General features: G+C 47.2%; 22 protein-coding genes, 1 other RNA gene and 1 pseudogene. 7 read left to right on the top strand and 17 right to left on the bottom strand.

Annotated features, from left to right (window positions below; genetic code table 11):
* Positions 1 to 8: 8 nt before the first annotated feature.
* Genes mraY through mraZ form a run of 7 tightly spaced genes read right to left on the bottom strand, consistent with a single transcriptional unit; the run spans position 9 to position 7417 of the window.
* Entirely contained in the window at positions 9 to 1094 is a 1086-nt protein-coding gene (gene mraY, locus DQX04_RS07080) for a phospho-N-acetylmuramoyl-pentapeptide-transferase (RefSeq protein ID WP_111915198.1), read from the bottom strand.
* Positions 1088 to 2503, bottom strand: a complete 1416-nt coding sequence (murF, locus tag DQX04_RS07085; RefSeq protein ID WP_111915199.1) for a UDP-N-acetylmuramoyl-tripeptide--D-alanyl-D-alanine ligase — start codon at positions 2501 to 2503, stop codon at positions 1088 to 1090. The genes mraY and murF overlap by 7 nt, the downstream gene beginning before the upstream one ends.
* Positions 2496 to 3962 carry a UDP-N-acetylmuramoyl-L-alanyl-D-glutamate--2,6-diaminopimelate ligase gene (locus tag DQX04_RS07090; protein WP_111915200.1) on the bottom strand — a complete coding sequence of 489 codons (1467 nt, stop codon included), beginning with the start codon at positions 3960 to 3962 and terminating at the stop codon, positions 2496 to 2498. The genes murF and DQX04_RS07090 overlap by 8 nt, the downstream gene beginning before the upstream one ends.
* On the bottom strand, positions 3959 to 5698 hold the full coding sequence (locus DQX04_RS07095) for a penicillin-binding transpeptidase domain-containing protein (RefSeq protein WP_111915201.1): 1740 nt from the start codon (positions 5696 to 5698) through the stop codon (positions 3959 to 3961). Before DQX04_RS07095 ends, DQX04_RS07090 begins: the two co-directional genes overlap by 4 nt.
* Positions 5689 to 6024, bottom strand: coding sequence for a cell division protein FtsL (ftsL, locus tag DQX04_RS07100; RefSeq protein ID WP_207916256.1), 336 nt, complete (start codon positions 6022 to 6024; stop codon positions 5689 to 5691). Before ftsL ends, DQX04_RS07095 begins: the two co-directional genes overlap by 10 nt.
* A complete protein-coding gene (gene rsmH, locus DQX04_RS07105; RefSeq protein WP_111915202.1) occupies positions 6021 to 6959 on the bottom strand; it encodes a 16S rRNA (cytosine(1402)-N(4))-methyltransferase RsmH in 939 nt (312 codons plus the stop codon). The genes ftsL and rsmH overlap by 4 nt, the downstream gene beginning before the upstream one ends.
* Positions 6959 to 7417 carry a division/cell wall cluster transcriptional repressor MraZ gene (gene mraZ / locus DQX04_RS07110; RefSeq protein WP_111915203.1) on the bottom strand — a complete coding sequence of 153 codons (459 nt, stop codon included), beginning with the start codon at positions 7415 to 7417 and terminating at the stop codon, positions 6959 to 6961. Before mraZ ends, rsmH begins: the two co-directional genes overlap by 1 nt.
* Before the next feature lie 447 nt (positions 7418 to 7864).
* On the opposite strand from mraZ, the pseudogene DQX04_RS12605 reads away from it, so the two are divergent.
* Positions 7865 to 9790: pseudogene (locus tag DQX04_RS12605) on the top strand (putative bifunctional diguanylate cyclase/phosphodiesterase); the annotation flags it as partial.
* A 71-nt stretch (positions 9791 to 9861) separates the two neighbouring features.
* On the opposite strand, the gene rnpB reads toward DQX04_RS12605, so the two are convergent.
* Positions 9862 to 10215: RNase P RNA component class A (gene rnpB, locus DQX04_RS07125), an RNA gene on the bottom strand.
* A gap of 33 nt (positions 10216 to 10248) precedes the next feature.
* Positions 10249 to 11073, bottom strand: coding sequence for a 16S rRNA (cytidine(1402)-2'-O)-methyltransferase (rsmI, locus tag DQX04_RS07130; RefSeq protein ID WP_111915204.1), 825 nt, complete (start codon positions 11071 to 11073; stop codon positions 10249 to 10251).
* A gap of 42 nt (positions 11074 to 11115) precedes the next feature.
* Here rsmI and DQX04_RS07135 point away from each other — a divergent pair, with 42 nt between their 5' ends.
* Genes DQX04_RS07135 through DQX04_RS07150 form a run of 4 tightly spaced genes read left to right on the top strand, consistent with a single transcriptional unit; the run spans position 11116 to position 14447 of the window.
* Positions 11116 to 12978, top strand: coding sequence for a penicillin-binding protein activator (locus tag DQX04_RS07135; RefSeq protein WP_111915205.1), 1863 nt, complete (start codon positions 11116 to 11118; stop codon positions 12976 to 12978).
* The gene (locus DQX04_RS07140; protein WP_111915206.1) at positions 12953 to 13303 is read left to right on the top strand and encodes a YraN family protein; all 351 of its coding nucleotides are present in this window, start codon (positions 12953 to 12955) and stop codon (positions 13301 to 13303) included. Before DQX04_RS07135 ends, DQX04_RS07140 begins: the two co-directional genes overlap by 26 nt.
* Positions 13304 to 13870: an SIS domain-containing protein gene (locus DQX04_RS07145; RefSeq protein ID WP_111915207.1), complete on the top strand. Its 567-nt coding sequence runs from the start codon at positions 13304 to 13306 to the stop codon at positions 13868 to 13870.
* 1 nt (position 13871) lies between these two features.
* Positions 13872 to 14447 carry a BON domain-containing protein gene (locus tag DQX04_RS07150; protein WP_111915208.1) on the top strand — a complete coding sequence of 192 codons (576 nt, stop codon included), beginning with the start codon at positions 13872 to 13874 and terminating at the stop codon, positions 14445 to 14447.
* Here the strand turns inward: DQX04_RS07150 and DQX04_RS07155 are convergent, their stop codons facing one another.
* From DQX04_RS07155 to zapE, 8 genes are all read right to left on the bottom strand, one after another.
* Complete coding sequence (locus DQX04_RS07155; protein ID WP_207801093.1) at positions 14448 to 14936, bottom strand: ClpXP protease specificity-enhancing factor; 489 nt, start codon at positions 14934 to 14936, stop codon at positions 14448 to 14450.
* Positions 14937 to 14949: 13 nt separating this feature from the next.
* Complete coding sequence (gene sspA, locus DQX04_RS07160) at positions 14950 to 15582, bottom strand: stringent starvation protein SspA (protein WP_111915210.1); 633 nt, start codon at positions 15580 to 15582, stop codon at positions 14950 to 14952.
* Positions 15583 to 15662: 80 nt separating this feature from the next.
* A complete protein-coding gene (locus DQX04_RS07165) occupies positions 15663 to 16397 on the bottom strand; it encodes a cytochrome c1 (protein ID WP_111915671.1) in 735 nt (244 codons plus the stop codon).
* On the bottom strand, positions 16397 to 17659 hold the full coding sequence (locus DQX04_RS07170; RefSeq protein ID WP_111915211.1) for a cytochrome bc complex cytochrome b subunit: 1263 nt from the start codon (positions 17657 to 17659) through the stop codon (positions 16397 to 16399). Before DQX04_RS07170 ends, DQX04_RS07165 begins: the two co-directional genes overlap by 1 nt.
* Positions 17659 to 18246: a ubiquinol-cytochrome c reductase iron-sulfur subunit gene (petA, locus tag DQX04_RS07175; protein ID WP_111915212.1), complete on the bottom strand. Its 588-nt coding sequence runs from the start codon at positions 18244 to 18246 to the stop codon at positions 17659 to 17661. Before petA ends, DQX04_RS07170 begins: the two co-directional genes overlap by 1 nt.
* Before the next feature lie 196 nt (positions 18247 to 18442).
* Positions 18443 to 18835 (bottom strand): 30S ribosomal protein S9, encoded by a 393-nt coding sequence (rpsI, locus tag DQX04_RS07180; protein WP_111915213.1) that lies wholly within the window; start codon positions 18833 to 18835, stop codon positions 18443 to 18445.
* Between the two features lie 14 nt (positions 18836 to 18849).
* The gene (gene rplM, locus DQX04_RS07185; protein WP_111915214.1) at positions 18850 to 19278 is read right to left on the bottom strand and encodes a 50S ribosomal protein L13; all 429 of its coding nucleotides are present in this window, start codon (positions 19276 to 19278) and stop codon (positions 18850 to 18852) included.
* A gap of 190 nt (positions 19279 to 19468) precedes the next feature.
* A complete protein-coding gene (gene zapE / locus DQX04_RS07190; RefSeq protein ID WP_111915215.1) occupies positions 19469 to 20596 on the bottom strand; it encodes a cell division protein ZapE in 1128 nt (375 codons plus the stop codon).
* Between the two features lie 89 nt (positions 20597 to 20685).
* Between zapE and DQX04_RS07195 the strand changes: the two genes are divergently transcribed.
* Positions 20686 to 21141, top strand: a complete 456-nt coding sequence (locus DQX04_RS07195) for a YhcB family protein (RefSeq protein WP_111915216.1) — start codon at positions 20686 to 20688, stop codon at positions 21139 to 21141.
* Positions 21142 to 21314: 173 nt separating this feature from the next.
* Entirely contained in the window at positions 21315 to 22655 is a 1341-nt protein-coding gene (locus DQX04_RS07200; RefSeq protein WP_111915217.1) for a Do family serine endopeptidase, read from the top strand.
* Positions 22656 to 22724 lie beyond the last annotated feature (69 nt).

The following is a 22724-nucleotide window of genomic DNA, read 5'->3' on the forward strand; positions in this document are numbered from 1 at the left end:
TATGTTCCTTATCTAAGCTTCAGCGTCGCTAAGCCAATAAGCACTAAAATGAGTGAAATAATCCAAAAACGAACGATTACTCTAGGTTCAGGCCAACCTTTCAATTCATAGTGATGGTGAATAGGCGCCATTCTAAAAATACGTTTCCCGCGCAGCTTGTAAGAGCCTACTTGTAGCATTACCGACACGGTTTCCATGACGAACACACCGCCCATGATAAATAACACCAACTCTTGGCGAACCATTACCGCGATAACACCCAGTATTCCGCCCAATGCTAGTGAGCCAACATCGCCCATAAACACTTGCGCTGGGTAAGTGTTAAACCAAAGAAATCCGAGTCCTGCCCCCACGATGGCTGCACAAACTACAGTAAGCTCCGCAGCTTCTGGAATATAAGGTATTTGTAAATAAGCTGAGAAGTTTACGTGCCCTGTGACATACGCAAACACACCTAACGCGCCAGCAACCATAATAGTGGGCATAATCGCCAAACCATCTAACCCGTCGGTAAGATTCACGGCATTACTTGTACCTACCATGACGAAGTAAGCTAACAAAATGTAAAACAAGCCTAGCTGCGGCATAACGTCTTTGAAGAAAGGCACTAACAAGCTTGTTTCAGCAGGTTGCTGGGCACTAAAGAACAGGTAAGTAGCAACCGTGGCGGCAATCACGCTTTGCCAAAAGTACTTCCACTTCGCGGGTAGACCGCGTGGATTTTTACGCACCACTTTTCGGTAGTCGTCGATAAACCCAACCCATCCGAAGCCAAGTAAAATCGCCAGTACAGCCCATATATAGCGGTTGGTTAAATCAGTCCATAACACCACTGACACCAGAATGGCTCCGAGAATCAGAATGCCGCCCATGGTGGGTGTACCAGACTTACTCAAATGACTCTCTGGTCCGTCATCACGCACAACTTGACCCATTTGCAGCTTCTGCAACCCGCGAATAAGTGCAGGGCCGAGCCAAAGTGAAAGAATCAGCGCAGTAAGTACACTGAGTATTGAGCGCATGGTGAGGTACGAAAGAACGTTAAATCCAGACGCTACCGTTGCTTGTAGAAACTCTGCTAGCCAAACTAACATGCCTCTTTCCCCCGACTATTTTTATTATTTTGAGAGGGCGCATAGCTTTCTAATAAGGCTTCGACCACACTTTCCATGTGCGCACTGCGCGATCCTTTGACTAAAATCGTAAGCTCTGAATGTTCCGCTATTTGCTGATGAAGAGCTGCAATCAACTCTTCTTTATGCTCAAAGTGCTTACCACCTCGACCATTAAATACTTCACTCGCACTTTGGCTTAACACGCCCAGTGTGAACAACGCATCAATACCCGAGTGAATCGCGTATTCGCCAACTTCTTCATGGTAGCCTCGTGCGTTTTCACCGAGCTCGCCCATGTCACCAAGCACAAAGATACGCTTGCCTGGCAATGTTGAGAGCACGTCTAGAGCTGCGCGAACTGAGCCTACGTTAGCGTTGTAGGCGTCATCGATAATACGCAGTCCTACTTTTGGCTCGTGTACCCACATTCTTCCGGGTACCGGTGACAAGCCGCCTAACCCTCGTACGACTTGCGCTATAGGAATACCCAGTGCAAAGCAGCAAGTTGCGGCAGCCAACGCGTTATTCACGTTATGCTTGCCCGGAATATTGAGGCGTACAGCTTCGCGTTGGTGCGGTGTACAAAGTGTAAACTGCGCACACCCATGACTATCTACAGAAACATCTTCAGCCCACACATCGGCTTCTTTATGCTGTGAGGAAAACAGCTGATGTCTTTTGTCTGCAAGCTCACGCATCCAAAACTCATGGAACTCCGAGTCTGCAGAAGTAACTGCCGTTCCTGTATCGCCAAGGCCTCTAAATATTTCTGTTTTCGCTCTCGCTATACCGCAAATATCACCAAAACCTTCAACGTGTGCGGGCGACACATTATTAATCATGGCTACATCTGGTTTTGTAAGTCCCGTGGTGTAAGCAATCTCACCCCGGTGATTCGCCCCTAATTCAATCACTGCATACTGATGTTGAGGTTCTATGCGTAGCAAGGTTAAAGGCACTCCAATATCATTATTGAAGTTACCTTGAGTGGCTAAAACTTCTCCTTGCTCGCGCAAAATACTCGCAAGCATTTCTTTCACTGTTGTTTTTCCGCTGCTTCCTGTTACCGCTATAGTTTTCGGTGCGACTTCATCCTTTACCGCTCCAGCTAGCTGCCCTAAAGCATGGCGTGTGTCAGCAACAATAATCTGCGGAATACTCAAGTTTTGTTGCGACTCAACAATCAGTGCGGCTGCACCTTCAGCTTCAGCTTGCTCAGCAAAAGTATGGCCATCAAAGTTTGGTCCCTTAATGGCGATAAACAAATCTCCCGATCGAATTTGCCTGCTGTCGATAGTTACGCTTTCCACAGTCACGTTCTGTGAATTCTCAGGAACAAGTTCACCCTGCACGGCTTCTGCTATCCACTTCAAGCTAACCTTAATCATGAGCTGACTCCTCGATGAGTTGTGTCACGTAGGTTCTTTCGTCGTAGTCTGTTCTTCTTGTGCCGATCACTTGGTAGGTTTCATGCCCTTTACCTGCAAGCACCGCTACATCGTTCGGCTTTAATTTTGCTAATGTCTGGCGCACTGCATTGGCGCGCCCTTCCGTTGCCTCGTATGCAATACCACCCGGCATACCCGAGACAATATCGTTAATTATCTGCTGAGGATCTTCAGTTCTAGGGTTGTCATCCGTAATCACAATACGGTCTGCAAATTGAGCGGCAACTTGCCCCATTTGCGGACGCTTACCACGGTCGCGGTCACCGCCACAGCCAAACAAACACCAAAGTTCACCTTTGCAATGTCTGCGCGCAGCTTGCAATACATGATCTAACGCGTCTGGCGTATGCGCATAGTCAACAATAGCGAGCGCACCATTCTGTAATTTGAAAGTTTCCATGCGACCAGGAACCGCCGTAAGTTCGCCAATAAGCGCACCTAACTCTGCAAGCGACATCCCTTTTGCTAATGCTGTCGCGCACGCACCCAAAATGTTGGCAATATTGAACTCACCCAACAATTGAGTATGGGTTCGCACGCTTTCATTCTCCCAGTTCAACGTGAATCTTGAACCTTCATGGGTAAATTCAATGTCAGTGGCGACAAGCGTGTTTGGATTACCCAGCCATTCGTCATTCAAGCTAAAGCCGATGGTGTCTTGTTGTCGCCACTCGCGAATAATCACATCATCTAAGTTCACAACTTGAATGGGTGAATGAAACTCGGTAAATAAACGTTTTTTAGCGCTTTCGTAAGCTTCCATAGTGCCGTGGTAGTCAAGGTGGTCACGACTCAAATTAGTCGCTACTACACCGGCAAATTGAATACCTTCCACACGGCCTTGAGCTAGCGCATGCGATGACACTTCAATACACACGCAAGCAGCGCCTTCGGCGCGTAAACTCGCCAGCCGTTGTTGTAAAGTCACGGGATCTGGCGTAGTTAATGTTTCTGGAATTAGCGCTTTGATCATGCCACTACCCACGGTGCCAATAACGGCGGTAGGCGGTGTAACGCGGTCAAACAACTGAGCCAGCAAATGACTCACCGTAGTTTTACCATTGGTGCCAGTTACGCCATAAACGTCCATACCCTGTGAGGGATAACCATAGAAGTGACTAGCCAGTTTAGATAGGTGTTTAGACAAGTCTGGAATATGAATCATAGGCACAGACTCAATGTTTTCGATTCCCCAATTCGAGCCTTCTGCCAACACCACAATCGCGCCTGCAGCTACAGCACCACTTATAAAGTCCCTGCCGTCTACATCGTGCCCGGGAACTGCAATAAAGGCATCACCGACAGCTACTTTTCGACTGTCTAATTTCAGTCCTTTCACGTCGATATCAGGAAGCTCGAGCGTGCAATGTAAAACGTGAAGTAAGCTATTCAGTTTCATTGTGAACGCCCTCCACTAAATCCTGCAACACGTACACCAGAGCCTTCCACCGCGTCTGGAGCTATATTCAAAATACGTGTCGCTTGCTCCGCAATAGCTGAGAAAACAGGAGCTGAAACACTGCCGCCGTGGTAACTGTCACCAGCTGGTTCATTAATCATGACAACAATGGCCAGTTGTGGGTCATTGGCAGGAATTAATCCAGCAAACAGAGCTACATACTCATCCCCATAACCACCAGCAATCGCTTTTCGTGTTGTTCCCGTTTTACCTGCAACACGATAACCAGGAACTTGCGCACGAGATCCTGTACCACCCTCTGCTGTAACTTCTTGCATTAGAGCCACGACTCGTTCAGTAATGTCTTCTGGAAACACTCGTACTGCTTCTGCAGGTTGCTCGCGACGTAAAATACTTAGTGGGCGGCTTAAGCCTCCACTACCTAAAATGGTGTACATCTGCGCCAGCTGCATCGAGGTGGTTGTTAAACCGTAACCATAAGAAAGCGCCGCAATTTCATGTTCCGACCAGCGTGTGCGATGGCGAAGTTGACCCATAGCCTCGCCAAATAAAGCGGTTCCAGTGTCATTACCAAAGCCAACCGAATAGTAATTCTCTAACAGTTCGTCGATACCCAAATCGAGCGCTAGTTGCGACGTACCGACGTTACTTGAGCGAGCGAGTACGCCGCCTAATGTCAACACACCTTCATTCTTAGCATCTTGAACCCGTCGACCACCTACTGTCATCCAGCCCGGGCTTGTATCGATTAACGAAGATTCGTCGTACTCGCCACTCGCTAGTGCCTGCATAATCACCAAAGGTTTTACCGTTGAACCAGGTTCAAAGGCATCGGCAATGGCGCGATTACGAATTTGATGAGGTTGCAAATTACTGCGGTTATTCGGGTTATAGGAAGGGCTATTCGCCATCGCTAGCACTTCACTGGTGTTCACGTCGACAATAACCACCGAACCCGAGGTTGCTTGGTGATAGCCCACAGCTCTTTTAAGCTCTCTATACGCAAACGTTTGAATGCGCTGGTCAATGCTAAGTTCAATAGACTGCGGCGGTTGAGCTTCGGTAACTTCAAGCTCTTCAATTACACGACCCTGGCCATCTCTACGATAGGTTCTTTGTCCTGCTGTGCCAGTTAAATATTCGTTGTACAACGCTTCTACACCATCAAGTCCGGTTCCATCGATATTGGTAATGCCCACAAGATGCGCAGAAATTTCACCGGTTGGGTAAAAACGTCTCGACTCTTCTTTTAACGAAACGCCTGGAATATCCAATTCGCGAACGTAGCGCGCTACAGCAGGAGTCACCATGCGCTCAAGGTACACGAAACGTCGTTCCGGATTTTCAACTTTACCTAATAATTGCTCTAACGGCGTGTTAAACACTTCAGCTAGCGCTTCCCAACGACGCATGTCATTTAAACCGCCTTCGTTATGCACACGCTGAGGATCGGCCCAAACTGTTTGTACTGGAACGCTGACCGCAAGCTCTACGCCATTTCGGTCGGAAATTGTGCCGCGCTGCACGCGGTCTTCACTTACGCGAACCGTTCGTAAGTCGCCTTCGTGGCGCAAGCGGTCTGGCTCAATAACCTGAATATATGCAGCACGAGCAACAAGCGCGAAAAACACCATGCCCATGCACAGTAAAATAGTGATAAAGCGCCCTTTCATCGGCTCTGGCCGTAAAATTTTCTGGTTGCGTTTTATTGCCATGGTACAAGCACCTCCTGTTCTTCATCAGGACGGTTCATACCAAGCTCGTTGCGTGCAATAGTCTCAATGCGACTATGTTCACTGAGTGCATTTTGCTCAACAAGCAAGTGGCGCCACTCTACGTCGAGTTGGTCTCGCTCTTGTAACAACGACTCTCGCTCGCCCATGAGTTCACGGTAGCTGTGCGTTTGGTAAATAATCGTTAACGCACTTGCTATCGCAACCACGGTAAAAAAGAGTAGGCCTCGATAACGCTTTAAGTCGCGGTACAAAGCCACGACTAATTGGTTATGAATAGGAAGTTCGAATTGCATGAGCTTTTTCATGGTAAACGCTCCGCAACTCTGAGTACCGAACTGCGACACCGAGGATTTTCAGCTATCTCCTCCACGCTGGGCTTTATAGCTTTACCCACCAATTTCAGTTTTCGGTGATCTGGAATTTCGTCTTCTCGCAGTGGTAAACCCGCAGGTATTTGTTCCCGTTGACTCAACCGACGCATCAAACGTTTAGTCAGTCGGTCTTCCAAGCTATGAAAGCTAATAACAGCTAAGCGTCCACCAGGGCGTAACACATCTACCGCCGCTTCTAACGCAAGCTCTGCTTCCTGTAACTCTTCGTTGATAGCAATACGAATCGCTTGAAACACACGTGTTGCAGGGTGTTTATGACGTTCTTTCTTGGGACTAGCGTCTGAAATAAGCTGCGCCAACTGCGAGGTTCTTTCTAATGGCTGCTCTTCTCTCTTCTCGCATATAGCACGAGCGATACGACCAGCAAACTTTTCTTCTCCATATTCTCTGAAGACCCGCGCCATTTCACCCATTTCAGTGGTAGCTAACCACTGTGCGGCCGAAAGCCCCTGCTCAGGGTTCATGCGCATGTCTAGTGGACCATCATTCATAAAGCTGAAGCCACGATCGGCATTGTCTAATTGTGGGGAAGACACGCCTAAGTCGAATAGTACTCCAGCTACTTGCTGTGTAAGGTTGTTTTCCGCTGCAATGTGGGGAAGCGCAGAAAACGCTGTGTGGAAAAAAGTAAACCGAGGATCGTGCGCTAATTCTTGAGCAGCCTTAGCGGCAGAAGGATCACGGTCAAAGGCGTACAAATGCCCTTGCTCGTTAAGTTGACTTAAAATGGCACGACTATGCCCACCGCGTCCGAAGGTTGCGTCGATATAAATCCCAGCAGGATCAATAGCGAGACCTTGTATAGACTCGGCGAGCAATACAGAGATGTGCTGCGTCGACTGTGCCATTATAATGTGAAATCTTTGATTCGATCAGTTAACGTCAAGTCGTCTGCTTGCTCGGCAGCCATATCCGCGGCTACCTGCTCTTGCCAAGCTTGTTCATCCCAAATTTCGAATTTATTAAGCTGGCCAACGAGCATAAGCTTTTTGTTCAGTTGAGCATGCTGTCTAAGGGTAGGTGCAATAAGAACACGACCATTCTTGTCCATATCACAGTCTTCCGCATAGCCCAGTAGCAACCTTTGCATACGACGCTCTGCGGGGATCATGCTGGAAAATCCAGCTAAGCGTTGTTCAATCACTTTCCATTCAGGAAGCGGGTACAGCAATAGGCACGGTTGTTTAGTATCAATCGTGCATACAAGTTTCCCCTCGCAATCAATAGACAATAAGTTACGGTACTTAGCTGGGATAGCTAAGCGACCTTTATCATCAAGACTGATTGAACTAGCTCCACGGAACATAATGATTTTTTAGTCGGATCGATAACGATCCACTTTTCTCCACTTTTCCCCACAATGATACAGTCTAGGTCTCTCGATGATCCTCGTCAAGAAAAAATAAGAATAATATTTAACCCACAAACGCCTTGTTTTACGCGCGATCTACAAGTGTGTGATTTCATGTGGGAAATAGTGGAGGAAGTGGGTATATATAATTTGTATAGTTGAACAATTAGACTATAACATCGAATATGGTTAAAACGCTTCAGCGACTAGGGCTTTTGGGTGCATTTACAACGTAATATCGCCGTTACACTATTAATCGCGCTAATCTTCAGCATTATTGTGTTCCGTGTAGTACAAATTGAACAGCGTCGTGACGCGGAGCTTACACGCTTTAACGCGCTTCAAGAATTAAGTACCGTGCGCGCTCGCATTGAGGGCCTTCTCGACGCCAACTTGTTGAGTATGCGCAGCCTGCAAGTCGAGTTCAGCTTAAATCCGGAAGTGAACACCCAACGCTTCAACGCGCTAACCAGCCAACTTTTATCTGGTGAACTCCATACCCGCCACGTTGCCATTGCTCCGAACCTAGTCATTTCCAATGTATTTCCACAAGAAGGCAACGTAGGGGCATTAGGCTTAGATTACCGAACCATTCCTGAGCAATACGCTTCGGTACAAGCCGCTATGCGTGCTCGCGACATTGTGATTAATGGGCCAATAACCTTAGTGCAAGGTGGCGAAGCATTGATTGCGCGTGTTCCCGTATACCACCACGAGACAGACGAGTTCTGGGGCATCATTTCACAGGTTATCGAGCACGAAAGCCTACTCGAAGACGCAGGGCTGCATCAAAGCGAGCGATTCGATATCGCGATACGGGGTGTAAATGGTACCGGAGAGCAAGGTGCGCATATAAGTGGCGCGGAAGCCATTTGGCAACAGTCTCCTGTTGTTTCTCATGTTGCGCTTCCGTCTGGCGTGTGGACTTTAGGAGCATTCCCTAAATCAGGTAGCTGGCAAGCTCCTATTTCCACCTACACACTGCACTGGCTTTCTGGCGGTTTAATCACAATACTATTTAGCTTGCTCGTTTTCTTCTTGCTCAATAGCTTTTGCCGATTACAGTCTGCTTTTGAAACCATTAGTCACCAAGCTCGCTACGACAGCCTCACTTCATTACCCAATCGGCACTATTTTATGCAGGTGCTTAACGACACCATCCGCGAGAAAGCGCGAACCAAGTCGGCCCTTGCGGTTTTGTTTATCGACTTAGACCACTTTAAAGAAATAAACGACTCTTTGGGTCATGAAGCCGGTGATGAATTATTGGTGAAAGTTTCTGAACGCTTGAAAACTTCGTTACGCGGTAGCGACTTAGTGGCTCGTTTTGGCGGCGACGAATTTGTAGTAATGTTAAAAGATCTTGAGGACCCGTTAGACGCCGAACTGCTTGCCAATAAAATTCTAAAAGTCCTGAGTCCCGTCATTGAAGTAGCAAGCCACGATGTCATTATTCAAGGCTCTATTGGCATTGCCATTTTCCCCAACGACGGAGATTCGGCTAGCGACCTTATCAAACACGCCGACTTAGCCATGTATGCCGCGAAGTCTTCTGGGCGAGGCACGTCATACTTCTTTAACGACTCATTGCGAAGTCAAGCTGAGTCGCACCTGCAGTTACACCGTGAGATATTGAAAGGCCTGCAAGAAAACCAATTCCGCGTATTTTATCAGCCCATAATCGAGTATTCGGATCATGCTCCAAATGGACAGGTAGTGAAGGTAGAAGCACTTATACGCTGGCATCATCCTGAATATGGAATCGTAAGCCCAGCGCATTTTATTCCTATCGCTGAGAAAACAGGAACTATTCGGGAACTAGGCGAATTTGTGCTTAAACAGGTATGTGAGGACTATCACAAGTTATCTAACCAAGGCATGTGCCTTCCTGTTTCAATTAACCGTTCTTCTAGAGAGTTTAACGACCCACAAGCAGCCAAGAACTGGCTTGAAACCATCGACGCCATGCAAGTGCCAAGACATGACATTACCTTTGAAATCACAGAGTCGATTCTTATGCCCGACAAAGAGCGACAGCATCAAATGCTGGAAGAGTTAGCTCAAAGCGGCGTAACACTCTCTATTGATGATTTCGGTACTGGGTATTCGTCGGTGACTTATTTACGAAATTTCCCAGTCAAGCAATTAAAAATTGACCGCGCTTTCTTAATTGGAGTGCCTGAGAGCCCTCAACAAGTTGCTTTAGTTGAAGCGATTATGAAAATGGCTAAAGCATTGGAACTCGAAGTAGTGGCCGAAGGAATTGAGCAGCAAAACCAAGCAGATCGCTTAAAGCTTATGGGTTGCCACTTTATGCAGGGTTTTCTTTACGCCCGCCCTGTCGCTTTAGAAGACTTAGTTAGTATGTATCACCCTGAAACAGGGTTTGCAGCGGAAAGAGTTGGAGTCGGCCAGTAAGCCGGGTTTTGTCGTGGGCAATCATTCCTCTACGACTACAGTCACCTGCAGCCTCTAGCAACCTACCCGGATCCGATGCGGGCCACAACGAGGATCCCTATTTGGTCTTGCTCCGAGTGGAGTTTACCGTGCCACAAACTGTTACCAGTTGCGCGGTGCGCTCTTACCGCACCCTTTCACCCTTACCTGTGCTCGCAAGCGAGTCATCGGCGGTTTACTCTCTGTTGCACTAGTCGTCGGCTTTCGCCGCCCAGGCGTTACCTGGCACCCTGCCCTTTGGAGCCCGGACTTTCCTCCCCTTGCATAAGCAAGCAGCGATTGCCTTGGCCGACTCCGCAGCGGAGTATACATGAGCACCGGAATAAGAGCTATAAATTCAGCTTATATAGCTCGTTTGCACTTAGGTCATAATGCTGGGCAACTATCTTGGCTGCTTTCTTCGGAGGCAACTCGGCACGAAGTGCCTCAAGAAGTCGTATAGCTTCTTGCGGAATATCATCTTTTTGTGGCGACTGACCCGCTATCATCAGCACCATTTCACCCTTTTGCTGATTCGGATCTTTTTCAATTTTCTCCGCTAATTGCTGTGCGGTTCCCGAAAGGAAGGTTTCGAATTGTTTGGTAAGCTCTCGACCAAGAACTATTTCTCGTTCATCGCCCAAAACTTCTGAAATGTCTGCCAAACAATCTAAAATCCGCCGCGGTGCTTCGTAGAAAACTAGCGTTTCTGTAGCTTCGGCATAGTTCTTTAATACTTTTTTACGCGCCCCACTTTTAGCAGGCAAAAAACCGCAGAATTTGAACTGGTCTGTAGGTAATCCCGACCCCGCAAGCGCAACCACAGCGGCGCAAGGGCCTGGTAAACTGACCACCTGAATATTGTGTTCGCGACAACCTCTTACTAACGGAAAGCCAGGGTCGCTAATTAACGGCGTTCCAGCGTCGCTAATCAATGCAATAGATTGTCCTTCCAGCAACTTAGCCACCACGGAATCAACTTTCTGGCGCTCATTGTGCTCGTGTACTGCAAACAAAGGAGTAGTGATACCAAAGTGGCTTAATAACGTTTTCGAATGACGCGTGTCTTCTGCCGCTATCGCATCAACCTCCTCAAGCACACGCAATGCCCTAGAGCTCATGTCTTCAAGGTTGCCGATTGGTGTGGGCACAATATAGAGAATTCCCGCTGTCATTGAACACCTTTGTTTGTCTGTGGACGCCTAGCAGTTTATAGTATGCACAGGCTAATTATGGAAGAGAATTGCATTGTGCCAAAGAAGCTGTTTACGTGCATCGCTATTTTAATACTTACAGGTTGCGGAAGCACGCCTGAACCTGTTGAAACAGTTACTCCTGTAACGGTTGAACCCGAACCTGTAGAAGTTATTCCTCCTACGGCAGAAGAGTGGCTAGAAATGGCGCAAGAAACTACGTCTGCCTACGAAGCCCAGTCTAACCTGCTCATGAGTGCGACTGAATTCCTAAACGAAAACCGCCATCATCATGCCGGCGCGATTCTCACCCAAATGACTCCGCGCTTGTTACGACCAGAAGAACTTCAAAAGTACCGACTACAGCGTGCACGTTTTTTCGTGGCGATTGAAGACTGGGAATCTGCCGAAAGCATGATGACAGACCTTGTTCCACGATTAAGTGACATCGAAGATCAATTACAGGGCATGCAAATCAATTATCAGCTGGCGGCAGCAAAAGAAGCGCATTTCTCTGCAGCTACCCAGCTTATAGCGTTACAAGAAGCTACAGAGGGTAATGACCTCACACAAGACATTTGGAATCATTTACGCAAAGTACCAGTCGACGTATGGCGCGAAGATGTGAGAGCCCGAAACGATATTGAACGTGGCTGGTTCGAGTTCATGAAAACACTCACGCGAGCCCTAGATCGCTTAGAGAACATGAGTTTCGCTATCGAAAGCTGGCAGACAAACTACCCAGACCATCAAGCGACGCGCATCGCGGCTGACATTCTAGGTAACCCAAGTTTGAGTACCCTGGCTCAACGAGTAGCAGTTTTACTACCACTTTCAGGCCAGTACGCGGCACAGGGCGAAGCTGTTAGATACGGTATGCTAGCTGCCCTCTCTCAGCGTGGTCAGGTCGACGTTCGATTTATTGATACTAGCCAATTTAATCGTGACGAAATCGCAGAGCAGCTAGAATTATTCGACGCACAAGTTGTCATTGGGCCTTTAGATCGCCCAGCTGTACAGCGCGTTGCAGGAATTGAAGATCGTCAGTGGTCACAGCTCACTTTGAACCATGCGCCAGACGATATTCAACTCGACAATACAGCATATTTCGCACTAGACCTCTCCGCAGAAACGCAAGCAGCAGCGTATGCAATGAACTTAAATGGTCATCGCAACATTTTATTGCTTGGACCAAACAACAACAGAGGTCAGCAGCTTGCTGAACTATTTACCGACTTTTGGAGTGATAACCACCCACGCGAGTCAGTCGACGCGCACTTTTACAGCACCAGTAATGAAATGCGTGACGTGGTCAGGCAGTCTATGGGCGTGCAAGCTAGTGAAGATCGCCAAGCATATCTTGAAAGCCAATTTAGTGGTGAAGACATTGAAATGGAATTTCGTAGTCGCCAGGACATCGACGCTATTTACCTACTTGGCGATGCGACTCAAGCAAGATTACTTAAACCATTTATCGACGTAAGCATCAGTGCGTTTGCCAACCGCATTCCGGTATACGCTAACTCTACCGTGAACCGCGAAGCTGTTACCGAAGGCGAAGCCGACCTTGATGGTGTACTGTTCTCAGATGCACCGTGGCTATTACCAAACCACGAGCAAGCCGATCTTCACCAAGAAATGGTGGGACTCTTAAATGGTTGGGACCGAAACCAACAACGGCTTACAGCAATGGGTTACGACAGTATTCGTTTGGCGCCACGCTTTAATTTAATGCGCCTTATTCACGGTTATGAATACAACGGATTAACTGGTCGATTACGGATAGAAAACAACACAGTGGTACGTCGATTATCTTGGGCTACGTTTGAAGGAAGTACAATTCAAATGGAGCCTATAGGTTATGTCAACGAAGCAGGTCGGCGATAATAACGAAACCATCGCGTTAGAATTCTTAGAACAACATAAACTAGAACTCGTTACACGAAACTTTAAAGTAAATGACGGTGAAATTGACCTTATTATGAGGCACCGTGATTACTGGGTGTTTGTCGAAGTTAAATATCGAGCAAATAACCACTTTAGAGACGTAAAAGAGATTTTAACGACCGAACAACGTGCCAGAATAAGAAGAACAGCAAGGTTATTTTTATATCAACATCAGATAAATGAACACGACACACGGTGTCGCTTCGACTTTGTTGGTGTTACAGGCAAACCCTTTGAAATTGAATGGTTACAGGACGCTTTTTGAATGAGCCAAGAAACAATTCAAACGCTTTTTAATGACAGTATTCAAACTCAAGTTGCGACCGCAGATAGCTTAGGCGACATAATCGAGTCAGCAACCTCTAAACTTGTTGCCGCTCTTTTGAATGGCAACCGTGTATTTAGCTGTGGCGACGATAGTAGTCAGTTTGTCGCGGCACATTTTGCAGAGCTACTCGTGCATGGCTCTGAACTTGAGCGCCCTCCTTTCCCAGCCATTCACCTTGTCAGCCAAGCCCGGGACTCCGTCAATCAGGAATGCTTTTCTAGACAAGTGAGTGCACTTGGGCAAGAACGTGATGTGCTAGTGGTGTTTGTTTCACAAAAGCAAAGTGAAAGCCTACACCAAGCCATGACAGCTGCAGTGTCCAGAGACATGCAGATTATTACCATTACGGGTGAAGACGCAGGAGAAATAACAGGCTTACTCGGTCCGAACGACGTAGAAGTAAGAATACCTTCAAACTCGCGCGCTAGAATTGTCGAACAACAGCTCTTCTTAAGCCAAACCTTTTGTGACCTGATTGAAAATCAAATATTCGGGGGTATGTAGTATGAATATTTTTAGGCTCGCTCTGGCACTCACATTTTTAGCGCTACTATCAGGTTGTGCGGCGGTGGTTGTTGGCGGCGCTGTTGCTACCACTTCAGTCGTACTAGATACACGCGATGTAGGTACACAAATCGAAGACTCTGGTATGCGCCTACGGTTAAGCAGCTTAGTGAATAGTAACGAGACACTAGCAGAGCAACGCATTCGAATTGTTCCATTCAATGGCGATGTGTTATTGGTAGGCCAAGTTGCTTCTGAGAGTATGAAACGACAAGCCGAACAATTGGTTCGTGACAGTAACGAAGCCATGAACGTTTTTAATCAATTGACCGTTGGCGAGATTTCATCGCTGGCAGATCGCTCTCAAGATACTTGGATTACTACAAAGGTTAAAACGTTATTACTCAGAGCACCTGAATACGACACCGCAGGCATCAAAGTAGTAACTGAAAACAATGAAGTGTATCTACTAGGGTTGGTTGACGAACCTACAGCAGCGCACGCAGTCGAGGTAGCTCGAAACGTTCGAGGCGTAACCCGAGTTGTCGACGTACTATTTAGAGAAACAACTAACTAGTTATTTAATCACTTTTAGAGTTGGCTTACCGCGAGGGGGTGGCGTTGGTTCATCTCCGTCGCCATCATCTGATTCTGACTTGCCTTGCCCCAATTTGCTCTCTCCTGCATCATCAGGAACAGGCGCGAGCTCTACGTCTCGTCCACTCTCCGGATACTGTGCTTCAGGGTCGTCATAGGCTTGTTCTGGCTCAAATATTGAACCTGCACCGTTCTCGCGCGCATATATGGCTAGCAAAGAACCATAAGGCGCGACAACTTTACGAGGAACACCACCAAAACGTGCTTGGAAGCGCACGTCGAAATCGCCCATTTCAAAAGCAGTTGTTGCTTCTGGATGTACGTTCAGAACGATTTGACCGTCCTGAACGAACTCTTGTGGCACTTCGGCACCCGGCCAATTCGCGTCAATTACAATATGCGGGGTCATTTGATTGTCTAACAACCACTCATATAGGGCACGGACTAGATACGGACGTTTTGGTGTCATATTCATAACTTACTTATGCTTTACCAAGCTCGCGCTCGGCTTCGGTCAGTGAGTCTTGGAACGACTGACGTTCAAATACACGTAGCATGTAACCTTTAACTTCTTTCGCACCCGCACCCGTTAGTTCGATGCCGTACATAGGAAGTCTCCACAATAATGGAGCTAGGTAGCAGTCTACTAAAGTGAATTCTTCACTCATAAAGTAAGGCTGGTCAGCAAATGCAGGAGCTAACGCTAAAAGGCTTTCTTTAAGCTCTTGGCGCGCTTGTTCTGCTTTCTTACCACCTTTCAAAATCACGTCTGTGAGCGCATACCAGTCGCGCTCAATGCGATACATTGTTAAACGGCTAGTACCGCGGCTAACAGGGTATACTGGCATAAGTGGAGGATGCGGGAAACGCTCATCTAGATACTCAACAATGATACGCGCGTTATAAAGAACTAAGTCGCGGTCAACCAAAGTAGGTACATTGTCTGGGTATGGATTTAATTGCGTTAAGTCTTCTGGCACGTTGTCGCTTTCTACGAAGTTGATTTCGTAAGTTACGCCTTTTTCGGCAAGCACAATACGGGCCTGATGGCTGAATAAATCGTCACGACCTGAATATAAAGTCATAACCGAACGTTTGTTGGCAGATGCAGCCATGTTTTTCTCCATTCTATGCAAACAGCAAAGGGGGCGATAAACGCCCCCGTATTCTTATACGTACATTGGAAAGCACGTTACTACTTGATATCTCGCCAATATTCTTTCTTCAGGAAGATAGTCCACAGTAGCAATACAATAAGGAAGCCAATGACGAAGTAACCTAAACGTTTACGCTCAAGTTGCATTGGTTCACCCATGTATACCAAGAAGTTAGTTAGATCTAACATTGCTTGGTCAAACTCTTCTGAGCTTAGTCGGCCGTTGCCGTCTGAACGAATACCTACGTAAACGTCTTTCATTTCACCGTCAACCATGCGGCGTTCCCAAGTTTTACGTGGCGTGCCTTGTAGTTCTTCAAGAACCCACGGCATACCTACGTTTGAGAACACTTCATTATTCACGCCAAAAGGACGAGCCTGGTCAACGTAGAAGCTCCGGAAAAAGGTGTACAACCAATCAGCACCACGAACACGCGCAACCATTGTAAGGTCTGGAGGCGCAATACCGAACCACTCACCCGCGGCTTCAGTGTCGATAGCTGAATACATGTGGTCGCCCACAGCTTCGCCCGTAAACTGCATGTACTCTTCACCCAACTCTAGCGGAATACCAATGTCGTTAAACGTTCTTTGGTAACGCTGGTACTGAGCGTTGTGACAACCCATGCAGTAGTTCATGAAAATTTGTGCGCCACGCTGTAACGAAGCATTGTCCGTTAAGTCAATCTCAGCTTTGTCTAGTGGCCCACTATAGCCGGCTGCGAAAACCGCAGACGGCATAATGAACGCCAGAGCTAGAAGAAATCTTTTCATCATTTCGTCAACCTCTCTGGAAGTGGCTTGGTTTTTTCGTTCTTACTGTAGAACCAAAGGAACACAAAGAACGCAAAGTATAAGAAGGTAAAGATCTGCGCTAATAGTACGTAGATACCTTCTGCAGGCTGAACACCCAAATAACCAAGCACAATAAAGCTAATCACAAACTGTGTCAGGTTCGCCTTGTGGAAACCGCTACGGTAGCGCGTAGAGCGTACTTTAGCGCGGTCGATCCAAGGAATAAGGAACAAGAACACAATTGACGCGAACATCAAAATTACACCCAGTAGCTTAATCGGTACTGCGCGCAAAATTGCGTAGAACGGCGTGAAGTACCATACCGGAGCAATATGCTCTGGAGTCTTCATTGGGTTCGCAATTTCAAAGTTAGGTGGCTCTAGGAAGTAGCCGCCCATCGTTGGCGCGAAGAAGATTACCGCAGCAAACAGGATTAAGAATCCAGCAAGGCCAACTAAGTCTTTCACCGTGTAATACGGGTGGAAAGGAATTGAGTCGACGATGTCGTATTTACTTGTGTAACGTTCGTGGAATTCAAACTTCGACTGTTCTTCTTTAGGAATACTTCCTTTCTTACGCTTAACTTCAACGCCGTCTGGGTTATTCGAACCCACTTCGTGAAGTGCAATAAGGTGTAAGAATACAAGAATAACCAGTACCAACGGCAACGCAATAACATGCAATGCGAAGAAACGGTTTAGCGTAGCGCCAGAAATAACGTAGTCACCACGTATCCAAGTGGTTAGTGCGTCACCCACATAAGGAATAGCACCAAACAAGGAAATAATAACCTGGGCTCCCCAGTAAGACATTTGTCCCCAAGGTAGGATGTAACCCATGAACGCTTCAGCCATCAACACGAGGAAGATAAGCATGCCGAAAACCCACAGCAATTCGCGTGGCTTCTGGTAAGAACCGTACATTAGACCGCGCATCATGTGTAAGTATACAACCACAAAGAATGCAGAAGCACCTGTGGAGTGCATATAACGCAGCAACCAACCGTACTCTACGTCACGCATAATGTATTCAACAGAGCGGAACGCATCTTCAGCACTTGGCGTGTAGTTCATAGTTAACCAAATACCAGTAACGATTTGGTTAACAAGCACGACTAGAGCCAATGAGCCCATTAAGTACCAGAAGTTAAAGTTCTTCGGAGCAGGATACTGAGTCACATGCAAGCGCATGGTGTTGGTCATTGGAATGCGCTTATCGATCCATTCAATCAATGCTTTCATTACGCATTACCTCCATCTTCACCAATCAGTACCGTTGCATCGTCAATGAAGTAATGCGGTGGTATAACTAGGTTGCTTGGCGCTGGAACGCTTTTGAATACACGCCCCGCGATATCAAACCTAGAACCGTGACACGGACAGAAGAAACCTGATTCTACGCCGTCTGCTGTAGCAAAGTTCTCCGGCATAAACGTAGGTGAACAACCTAGGTGCGTACAAATACCAACCGCAATAAACCACTCTGGGTTTCTTGAACGGTGTTGGTTTTGCGCATATTCAGGCTGCTGTGGCTTTTCTGATTGCGGGTCACGAACTTGATCGTTCGTAGTATCTAAGCTCGCCAACATTTCCGGCGTACGGCGCACAACCCATACAGGGCTACCACGCCATTCAGCACGTACTAGCTGACCTGGCTCAACTTTATCTATTTTCACTTCAACTGGCGCACCCGCAATTCGCGCTTTAGCGCTCGGGTTCCACGAAGCTATAAAAGGAACGGCTGCACCGACTGCACCGATAGCACCTACTACTGAGGTTCCAACAGTTAAGAAACGGCGGCGGCCTTTATCTACAGGCGCATTGCTCATCCATCTTTCTCCAATTTTGGACGCTGTGCGGCTATTACCGCAGCACAAGTACCTAATACTCGCGACAAAAAAATGCCACACGATCATAAAGAAAAGCCCTTGCTTTTACAAGGTAATTAACCCCCGAAACGAACACCAAAACACAAAAAACCCGGCACAAGGCCGGGTTTTTGAAAAATTCTTTGGCGTTGAAAAATTAACGCTTCGAGAATTGTGGGCGCTTACGCGCTTTGTGAAGACCGATTTTCTTACGCTCAACTTGACGCGCGTCACGAGTTACATAACCCGCACGACGTAAGTCACCACGTAGAGCTTCGTCATATTGCATCAACGCACGCGTGATACCGTGACGAATTGCACCTGCTTGGCCAGTAGTACCACCGCCAGTTACAGTGATGTGCAAATCGAATTTATCAGCCATTTCCAACAACTCTAGAGGTTGACGAACAACCATACGCGCTGTTTCACGACCGAAGTATTCTTCTAAAGTTCGGTTGTTGATCTTGATCGCACCGCTACCCGCGCGCAGGAAAACCCGCGCTGTAGAGCTTTTGCGACGACCTGTACCGTAGTATTGAGTATCTGCCATAGTCATCTGCTCCGTTAAATTTCTAGGGTTTTAGGTTGCTGTGCGGCATGCTTATGCTCACTGCCCGCATATACTTTAAGCTTGCGGAACATTTCGCGACCTAGAGGTCCACGAGGTAACATTCCTTTTACAGCAGCTTCAATGATCATTTCAGGTTTTTTCGCTTGAAGTTTTTCAAAGCTGATTGACTTCAAACCACCTGGGTAACCACTGTGAGCGTGATACATTTTGTCCTGTGCCTTGTTACCAGTCACAGCGATCTGCTCAGCATTGATTACGATAATGTAGTCACCAGTGTCAACGTGTGGCGTATAAATAGCTTTATGTTTACCACGTAAACGACTTGCGATTTCAGTTGCTAAACGACCAAGGGTTTTACCCGCAGCGTCAACAACATACCAGTCGCGTGTTACACTTTCCGGTTTTGCAACAAAGGTTTTCATTTTAAATACCCAGAATTCAATTAGTTAGCCGTGGCTTCTCCGAGCTTCCCCGCGAGAATGCCGCTTAGTTCCCTAAGGTGCTTAGCACCAACCGCGTTGGGAAAAACGCAGGGGAAGTAACGTGGGCAGCGCGGAGTATACAGAAATTCAATGGCTAGATCAAAGCGTTTTGCGCATTAAATAAGCGTGTTTATGCTTTGTGTGCGTACCCCAAATATTCACGCGACTGCATTTCTAATAAGCGGCTTAAACAACGCTTAAACTCGAACGTTAACTTGCCACCCGCATAGATATGCTCTAAATCTGTCTCGCCCGACATAATCAGCTTTACTTTGCGCTCATAGAATTCGTCAACGAGCGCAATAAACCGGCGTGCTGTGTCGTCGGTATCGGCATTCATGATTTTCACGTCGCTAATAAGCACCGCATGGTATATCCGAGCTATTTCAATGTAGTCGTTTTGGCTACGTGCTGTTTCGCAAATGTCTTTAAACGAAAACAGAACCACGTCGTCCGATTCCATTCGTGCCTGAATATTTCTCCCGTTTATTACAATATGCGTGTTTTCAGCATGCGCTTGGTGGTCAGGAGCTAGTTCATGGAAGTAGCGCACTAAGTTTTTGTCCGCGTCTTCGTCGAGTGGCGAATGGTAGATTTCAGCTTTCTCTAATGTGCGCAAACGGTAATCGACACCGCTGTCTACGTTCACTACTTCACAGTGTTGGTTGATAAGTTCAATCGCTGGCACAAACCTGGCGCGTTGGAGCCCATTGCGATAGAGCTCGTCAGGCACAATATTAGATGTTGCTACAAGCACCACACCGCGCTTAAATAGACCTTTCAACAAGGTTGCCAATATCATTGCATCGGCGATGTCTTGTACAAAGAACTCATCGAAACAAATAACACGCACCTCTTTGGCGAATGCAGCAGCAATTTTGTCTAGCGGGTCCGACTGCCCTTTCAACTTCTCAAGCTCTTGATGAACTCTGTACATAAAACGGTGAAAGTGAACACGCCATTTATTCTCAAACGGCAAGGCGTTGTAGAAAGTATCCACTAAATAGGTTTTGCCTCTTCCTACGCCACCCCAAAAGTAGAGCCCCTGAATATTGTGGGTAGCTTCCTCTTTAGTGAATATTTTCTTTAGTGCGCGTATGGGCGAGCGTAAAGACGTTGTATGCTCCTTTTCGAAAGCAACAAGTTCGTCAAACAAACGCTGAAGATGTTTTACCGCCTGCTCTTGGGCTTCATCATGTTGGAAACCATTTTCGGCAAGATCATGTTGATACAAAGACCAAGGTGTATGGTCTACCATAAAAATACTCTCACATCTGACGACTTCGATTTAAAATAAATGATACCATTAATGTAATCGACAACCTATCGGTGGCAAGGAGATTGAACATGGGATGGCTGGTCGGAATTATTTTAGTTTTACTCGGCGCGGTGATTGGCTTCTTTGCAGCGCGTTACTGGATTATGCAGCACAGTGACCAAGCCGACTTGCAAGCGCAGTTAGACGACAGCAAACAGCAGTTTGAAGCGTACAAGCGCGACGTGGTTGATCACATTGCAACGGCAAGACAACTTTCTGAGCAGGTTGCCGACGTTCAAGGCAAACTAAGCAAGTTCTTAGGTGACAGCGAGCAATTGTTGCAAAGCGACAAGGAGTGGCAACAACCTTTGCCATTCTTCTCAGAAGACACCATGAAGCAATTGCGCCAGGCAAGTATTTTAGACCCTGATCGCAGAGACCGAGACGGAGACGCGTCTTTACCTCCTCGCGATTACTCAGAGCCAGGTAGCGGGTTATTTAAAGCTGCTGAAACTGAGAAACAAGAGTCAGAAAACAAAGCCTAACGCCTAGCGTTCATAATGATCGATATTCAGAAGCCCTGCCTATATACGCAGGGCTTTTTTATTTACACCTTGAAATACTTTTTTCAGAACTTATTTTGCTTCTTATAGGTCATTAGTACATTGCGTCTGTACCGCATACGTTTTTAGTTGATGGACTTAGGAGTAATAAATCAATGAAAAAGTACTTCGCTTGGTTTTCTATTGCTGTGCTTAGTTTTGCAGCGCTAAGCTTGCCTGCAACAGCACAAATTCCATTTTTCCGTTCTAATGAAACACCGACGCTAGCACCTATGCTAGAGGACGTAACCCCCGCTGTAGTGAACATTTCAGTGGAAGGTCGTCGCGTTACACGTCAGCGAATTCCAGAGGCATTCCGCTACTTCTTCGGACAACGTGGTCCACAAGAGCAAGTTCGCGAAGAGCCCTTCCAAGGTTTAGGTTCGGGCGTAATTATTGACGCAGACGAAGGCTACGTTGTGACCAACAACCATGTCGTCGACGGTGCAACCGAAATTGTCGTAACACTTAAAGACGGCCGTACCTTCGAAGCTACGGTACTGGGTACAGACCCTGACTCTGATATCGCGTTACTTCAATTAGCAGACCCAGAAGACTTAACTGAAATTGAAATCGGTGACTCCGACGAGCTACGCGTGGGCGACTTTGCGGTAGCTATCGGAAACCCATTCGGACTCGGTCAAACCGTTACTTCAGGCATAATTTCAGCACTCGGCCGCTCGGGTATTGGTAACGACCAGCTACAGAACTTCATTCAAACCGACGCTGCTATTAACCGTGGTAACTCAGGTGGTGCATTGGTCGACCTAGAAGGCAACCTCATTGGCATCAACACGGCCATTCTTGGTGCTGCGGGTAATATTGGTATCGGTTTCGCTATTCCTTCCAACATGATGAAGAACCTCGTGGACCAAATTGTAGAATTTGGCGAAGTACGACGCGGTGTACTTGGTGTACGCGGTAGAAACCTGAACCAAGAACTTGCAGAAGCGCTCGACATCAACATTTCACGTGGCGCTTGGGTAAGCGAAGTGGTTGAAGGTGGTGCTGCAGATGAAGCAGGTATACAAGCCGGAGATGTCATCGTCAGTATGAACGATGCGCCAATTCAGTCATTTGGAGAGCTTGCCGCTAAAATCGGTAGTGCCGGCGCAGGAACAGAAGTTGAGCTGGGTATTTTACGTGACGGCGAAACACTGTCTATCGATGTAGAGTTGCAACAAGGCTCAGCAGCGCCAGTTACTCAACTATCACACCCAGCACTTCAGGGTGCGACCTTTTCTGAAGAAGGTCGTGGCATTGAAGTACGCGAAGTTACACCGAACTCACCGGCTGAACGCATCGGTTTAACCACGGGTGACATTATTGCAGCCGTGAATCGTCAGCCAGTAAATACCATGAGTGCCCTACAAGAAGGTATAGACAACAGCAAAGGCGTTACCGCGCTTACTATAATTCGCGGCAACAGCCAGCTTTACCTACTACTCCCCAACTAACCCCAAATGGGGTCAGAGCACTTTGGGGTCAGAGCAAAAAGTGCTCTGACCCCATTTTTTATTCACGAC

The organism is Aliidiomarina sp. B3213, from assembly GCF_003290085.1.
In the GTDB taxonomy this organism is placed as follows: domain Bacteria; phylum Pseudomonadota; class Gammaproteobacteria; order Enterobacterales; family Alteromonadaceae; genus Aliidiomarina.

Bases quoted from the DNA above. Each gene is read 5' to 3' on its own strand.
- DQX04_RS07155 (WP_207801093.1), bottom strand. From the start codon at position 14,936: ATGACACCAAAACGTCCGTATCTAGTCCGTGCCCTATATGAGTGGTTG.
- rsmH (WP_111915202.1), bottom strand. From the start codon at position 6,959: ATGGCACAGTCGACGCAGCACATCTCTGTATTGCTCGCCGAGTCTATA.
- DQX04_RS07095 (WP_111915201.1), bottom strand. From the start codon at position 5,698: ATGGCAATAAAACGCAACCAGAAAATTTTACGGCCAGAGCCGATGAAA.
- DQX04_RS07090 (WP_111915200.1), bottom strand. From the start codon at position 3,962: ATGAAACTGAATAGCTTACTTCACGTTTTACATTGCACGCTCGAGCTT.
- zapE (WP_111915215.1), bottom strand. From the start codon at position 20,596: ATGGTAGACCATACACCTTGGTCTTTGTATCAACATGATCTTGCCGAA.
- mraZ (WP_111915203.1), bottom strand. From the start codon at position 7,417: ATGTTCCGTGGAGCTAGTTCAATCAGTCTTGATGATAAAGGTCGCTTA.
- mraY (WP_111915198.1), bottom strand. From the start codon at position 1,094: ATGTTAGTTTGGCTAGCAGAGTTTCTACAAGCAACGGTAGCGTCTGGA.
- DQX04_RS07140 (WP_111915206.1), top strand. From the start codon at position 12,953: ATGTCAACGAAGCAGGTCGGCGATAATAACGAAACCATCGCGTTAGAA.
- DQX04_RS07150 (WP_111915208.1), top strand. From the start codon at position 13,872: ATGAATATTTTTAGGCTCGCTCTGGCACTCACATTTTTAGCGCTACTA.
- ftsL (WP_207916256.1), bottom strand. From the start codon at position 6,024: ATGAAAAAGCTCATGCAATTCGAACTTCCTATTCATAACCAATTAGTC.
- petA (WP_111915212.1), bottom strand. From the start codon at position 18,246: ATGAGCAATGCGCCTGTAGATAAAGGCCGCCGCCGTTTCTTAACTGTT.
- DQX04_RS07170 (WP_111915211.1), bottom strand. From the start codon at position 17,659: ATGAAAGCATTGATTGAATGGATCGATAAGCGCATTCCAATGACCAAC.
- rplM (WP_111915214.1), bottom strand. From the start codon at position 19,278: ATGAAAACCTTTGTTGCAAAACCGGAAAGTGTAACACGCGACTGGTAT.
- DQX04_RS07195 (WP_111915216.1), top strand. From the start codon at position 20,686: ATGGGATGGCTGGTCGGAATTATTTTAGTTTTACTCGGCGCGGTGATT.
- murF (WP_111915199.1), bottom strand. From the start codon at position 2,503: ATGATTAAGGTTAGCTTGAAGTGGATAGCAGAAGCCGTGCAGGGTGAA.
- DQX04_RS07165 (WP_111915671.1), bottom strand. From the start codon at position 16,397: ATGAAAAGATTTCTTCTAGCTCTGGCGTTCATTATGCCGTCTGCGGTT.
- rpsI (WP_111915213.1), bottom strand. From the start codon at position 18,835: ATGGCAGATACTCAATACTACGGTACAGGTCGTCGCAAAAGCTCTACA.
- sspA (WP_111915210.1), bottom strand. From the start codon at position 15,582: ATGGCTGCATCTGCCAACAAACGTTCGGTTATGACTTTATATTCAGGT.
- rsmI (WP_111915204.1), bottom strand. From the start codon at position 11,073: ATGACAGCGGGAATTCTCTATATTGTGCCCACACCAATCGGCAACCTT.
- DQX04_RS07135 (WP_111915205.1), top strand. From the start codon at position 11,116: ATGCACAGGCTAATTATGGAAGAGAATTGCATTGTGCCAAAGAAGCTG.
- DQX04_RS07200 (WP_111915217.1), top strand. From the start codon at position 21,315: ATGAAAAAGTACTTCGCTTGGTTTTCTATTGCTGTGCTTAGTTTTGCA.
- DQX04_RS07145 (WP_111915207.1), top strand. From the start codon at position 13,304: ATGAGCCAAGAAACAATTCAAACGCTTTTTAATGACAGTATTCAAACT.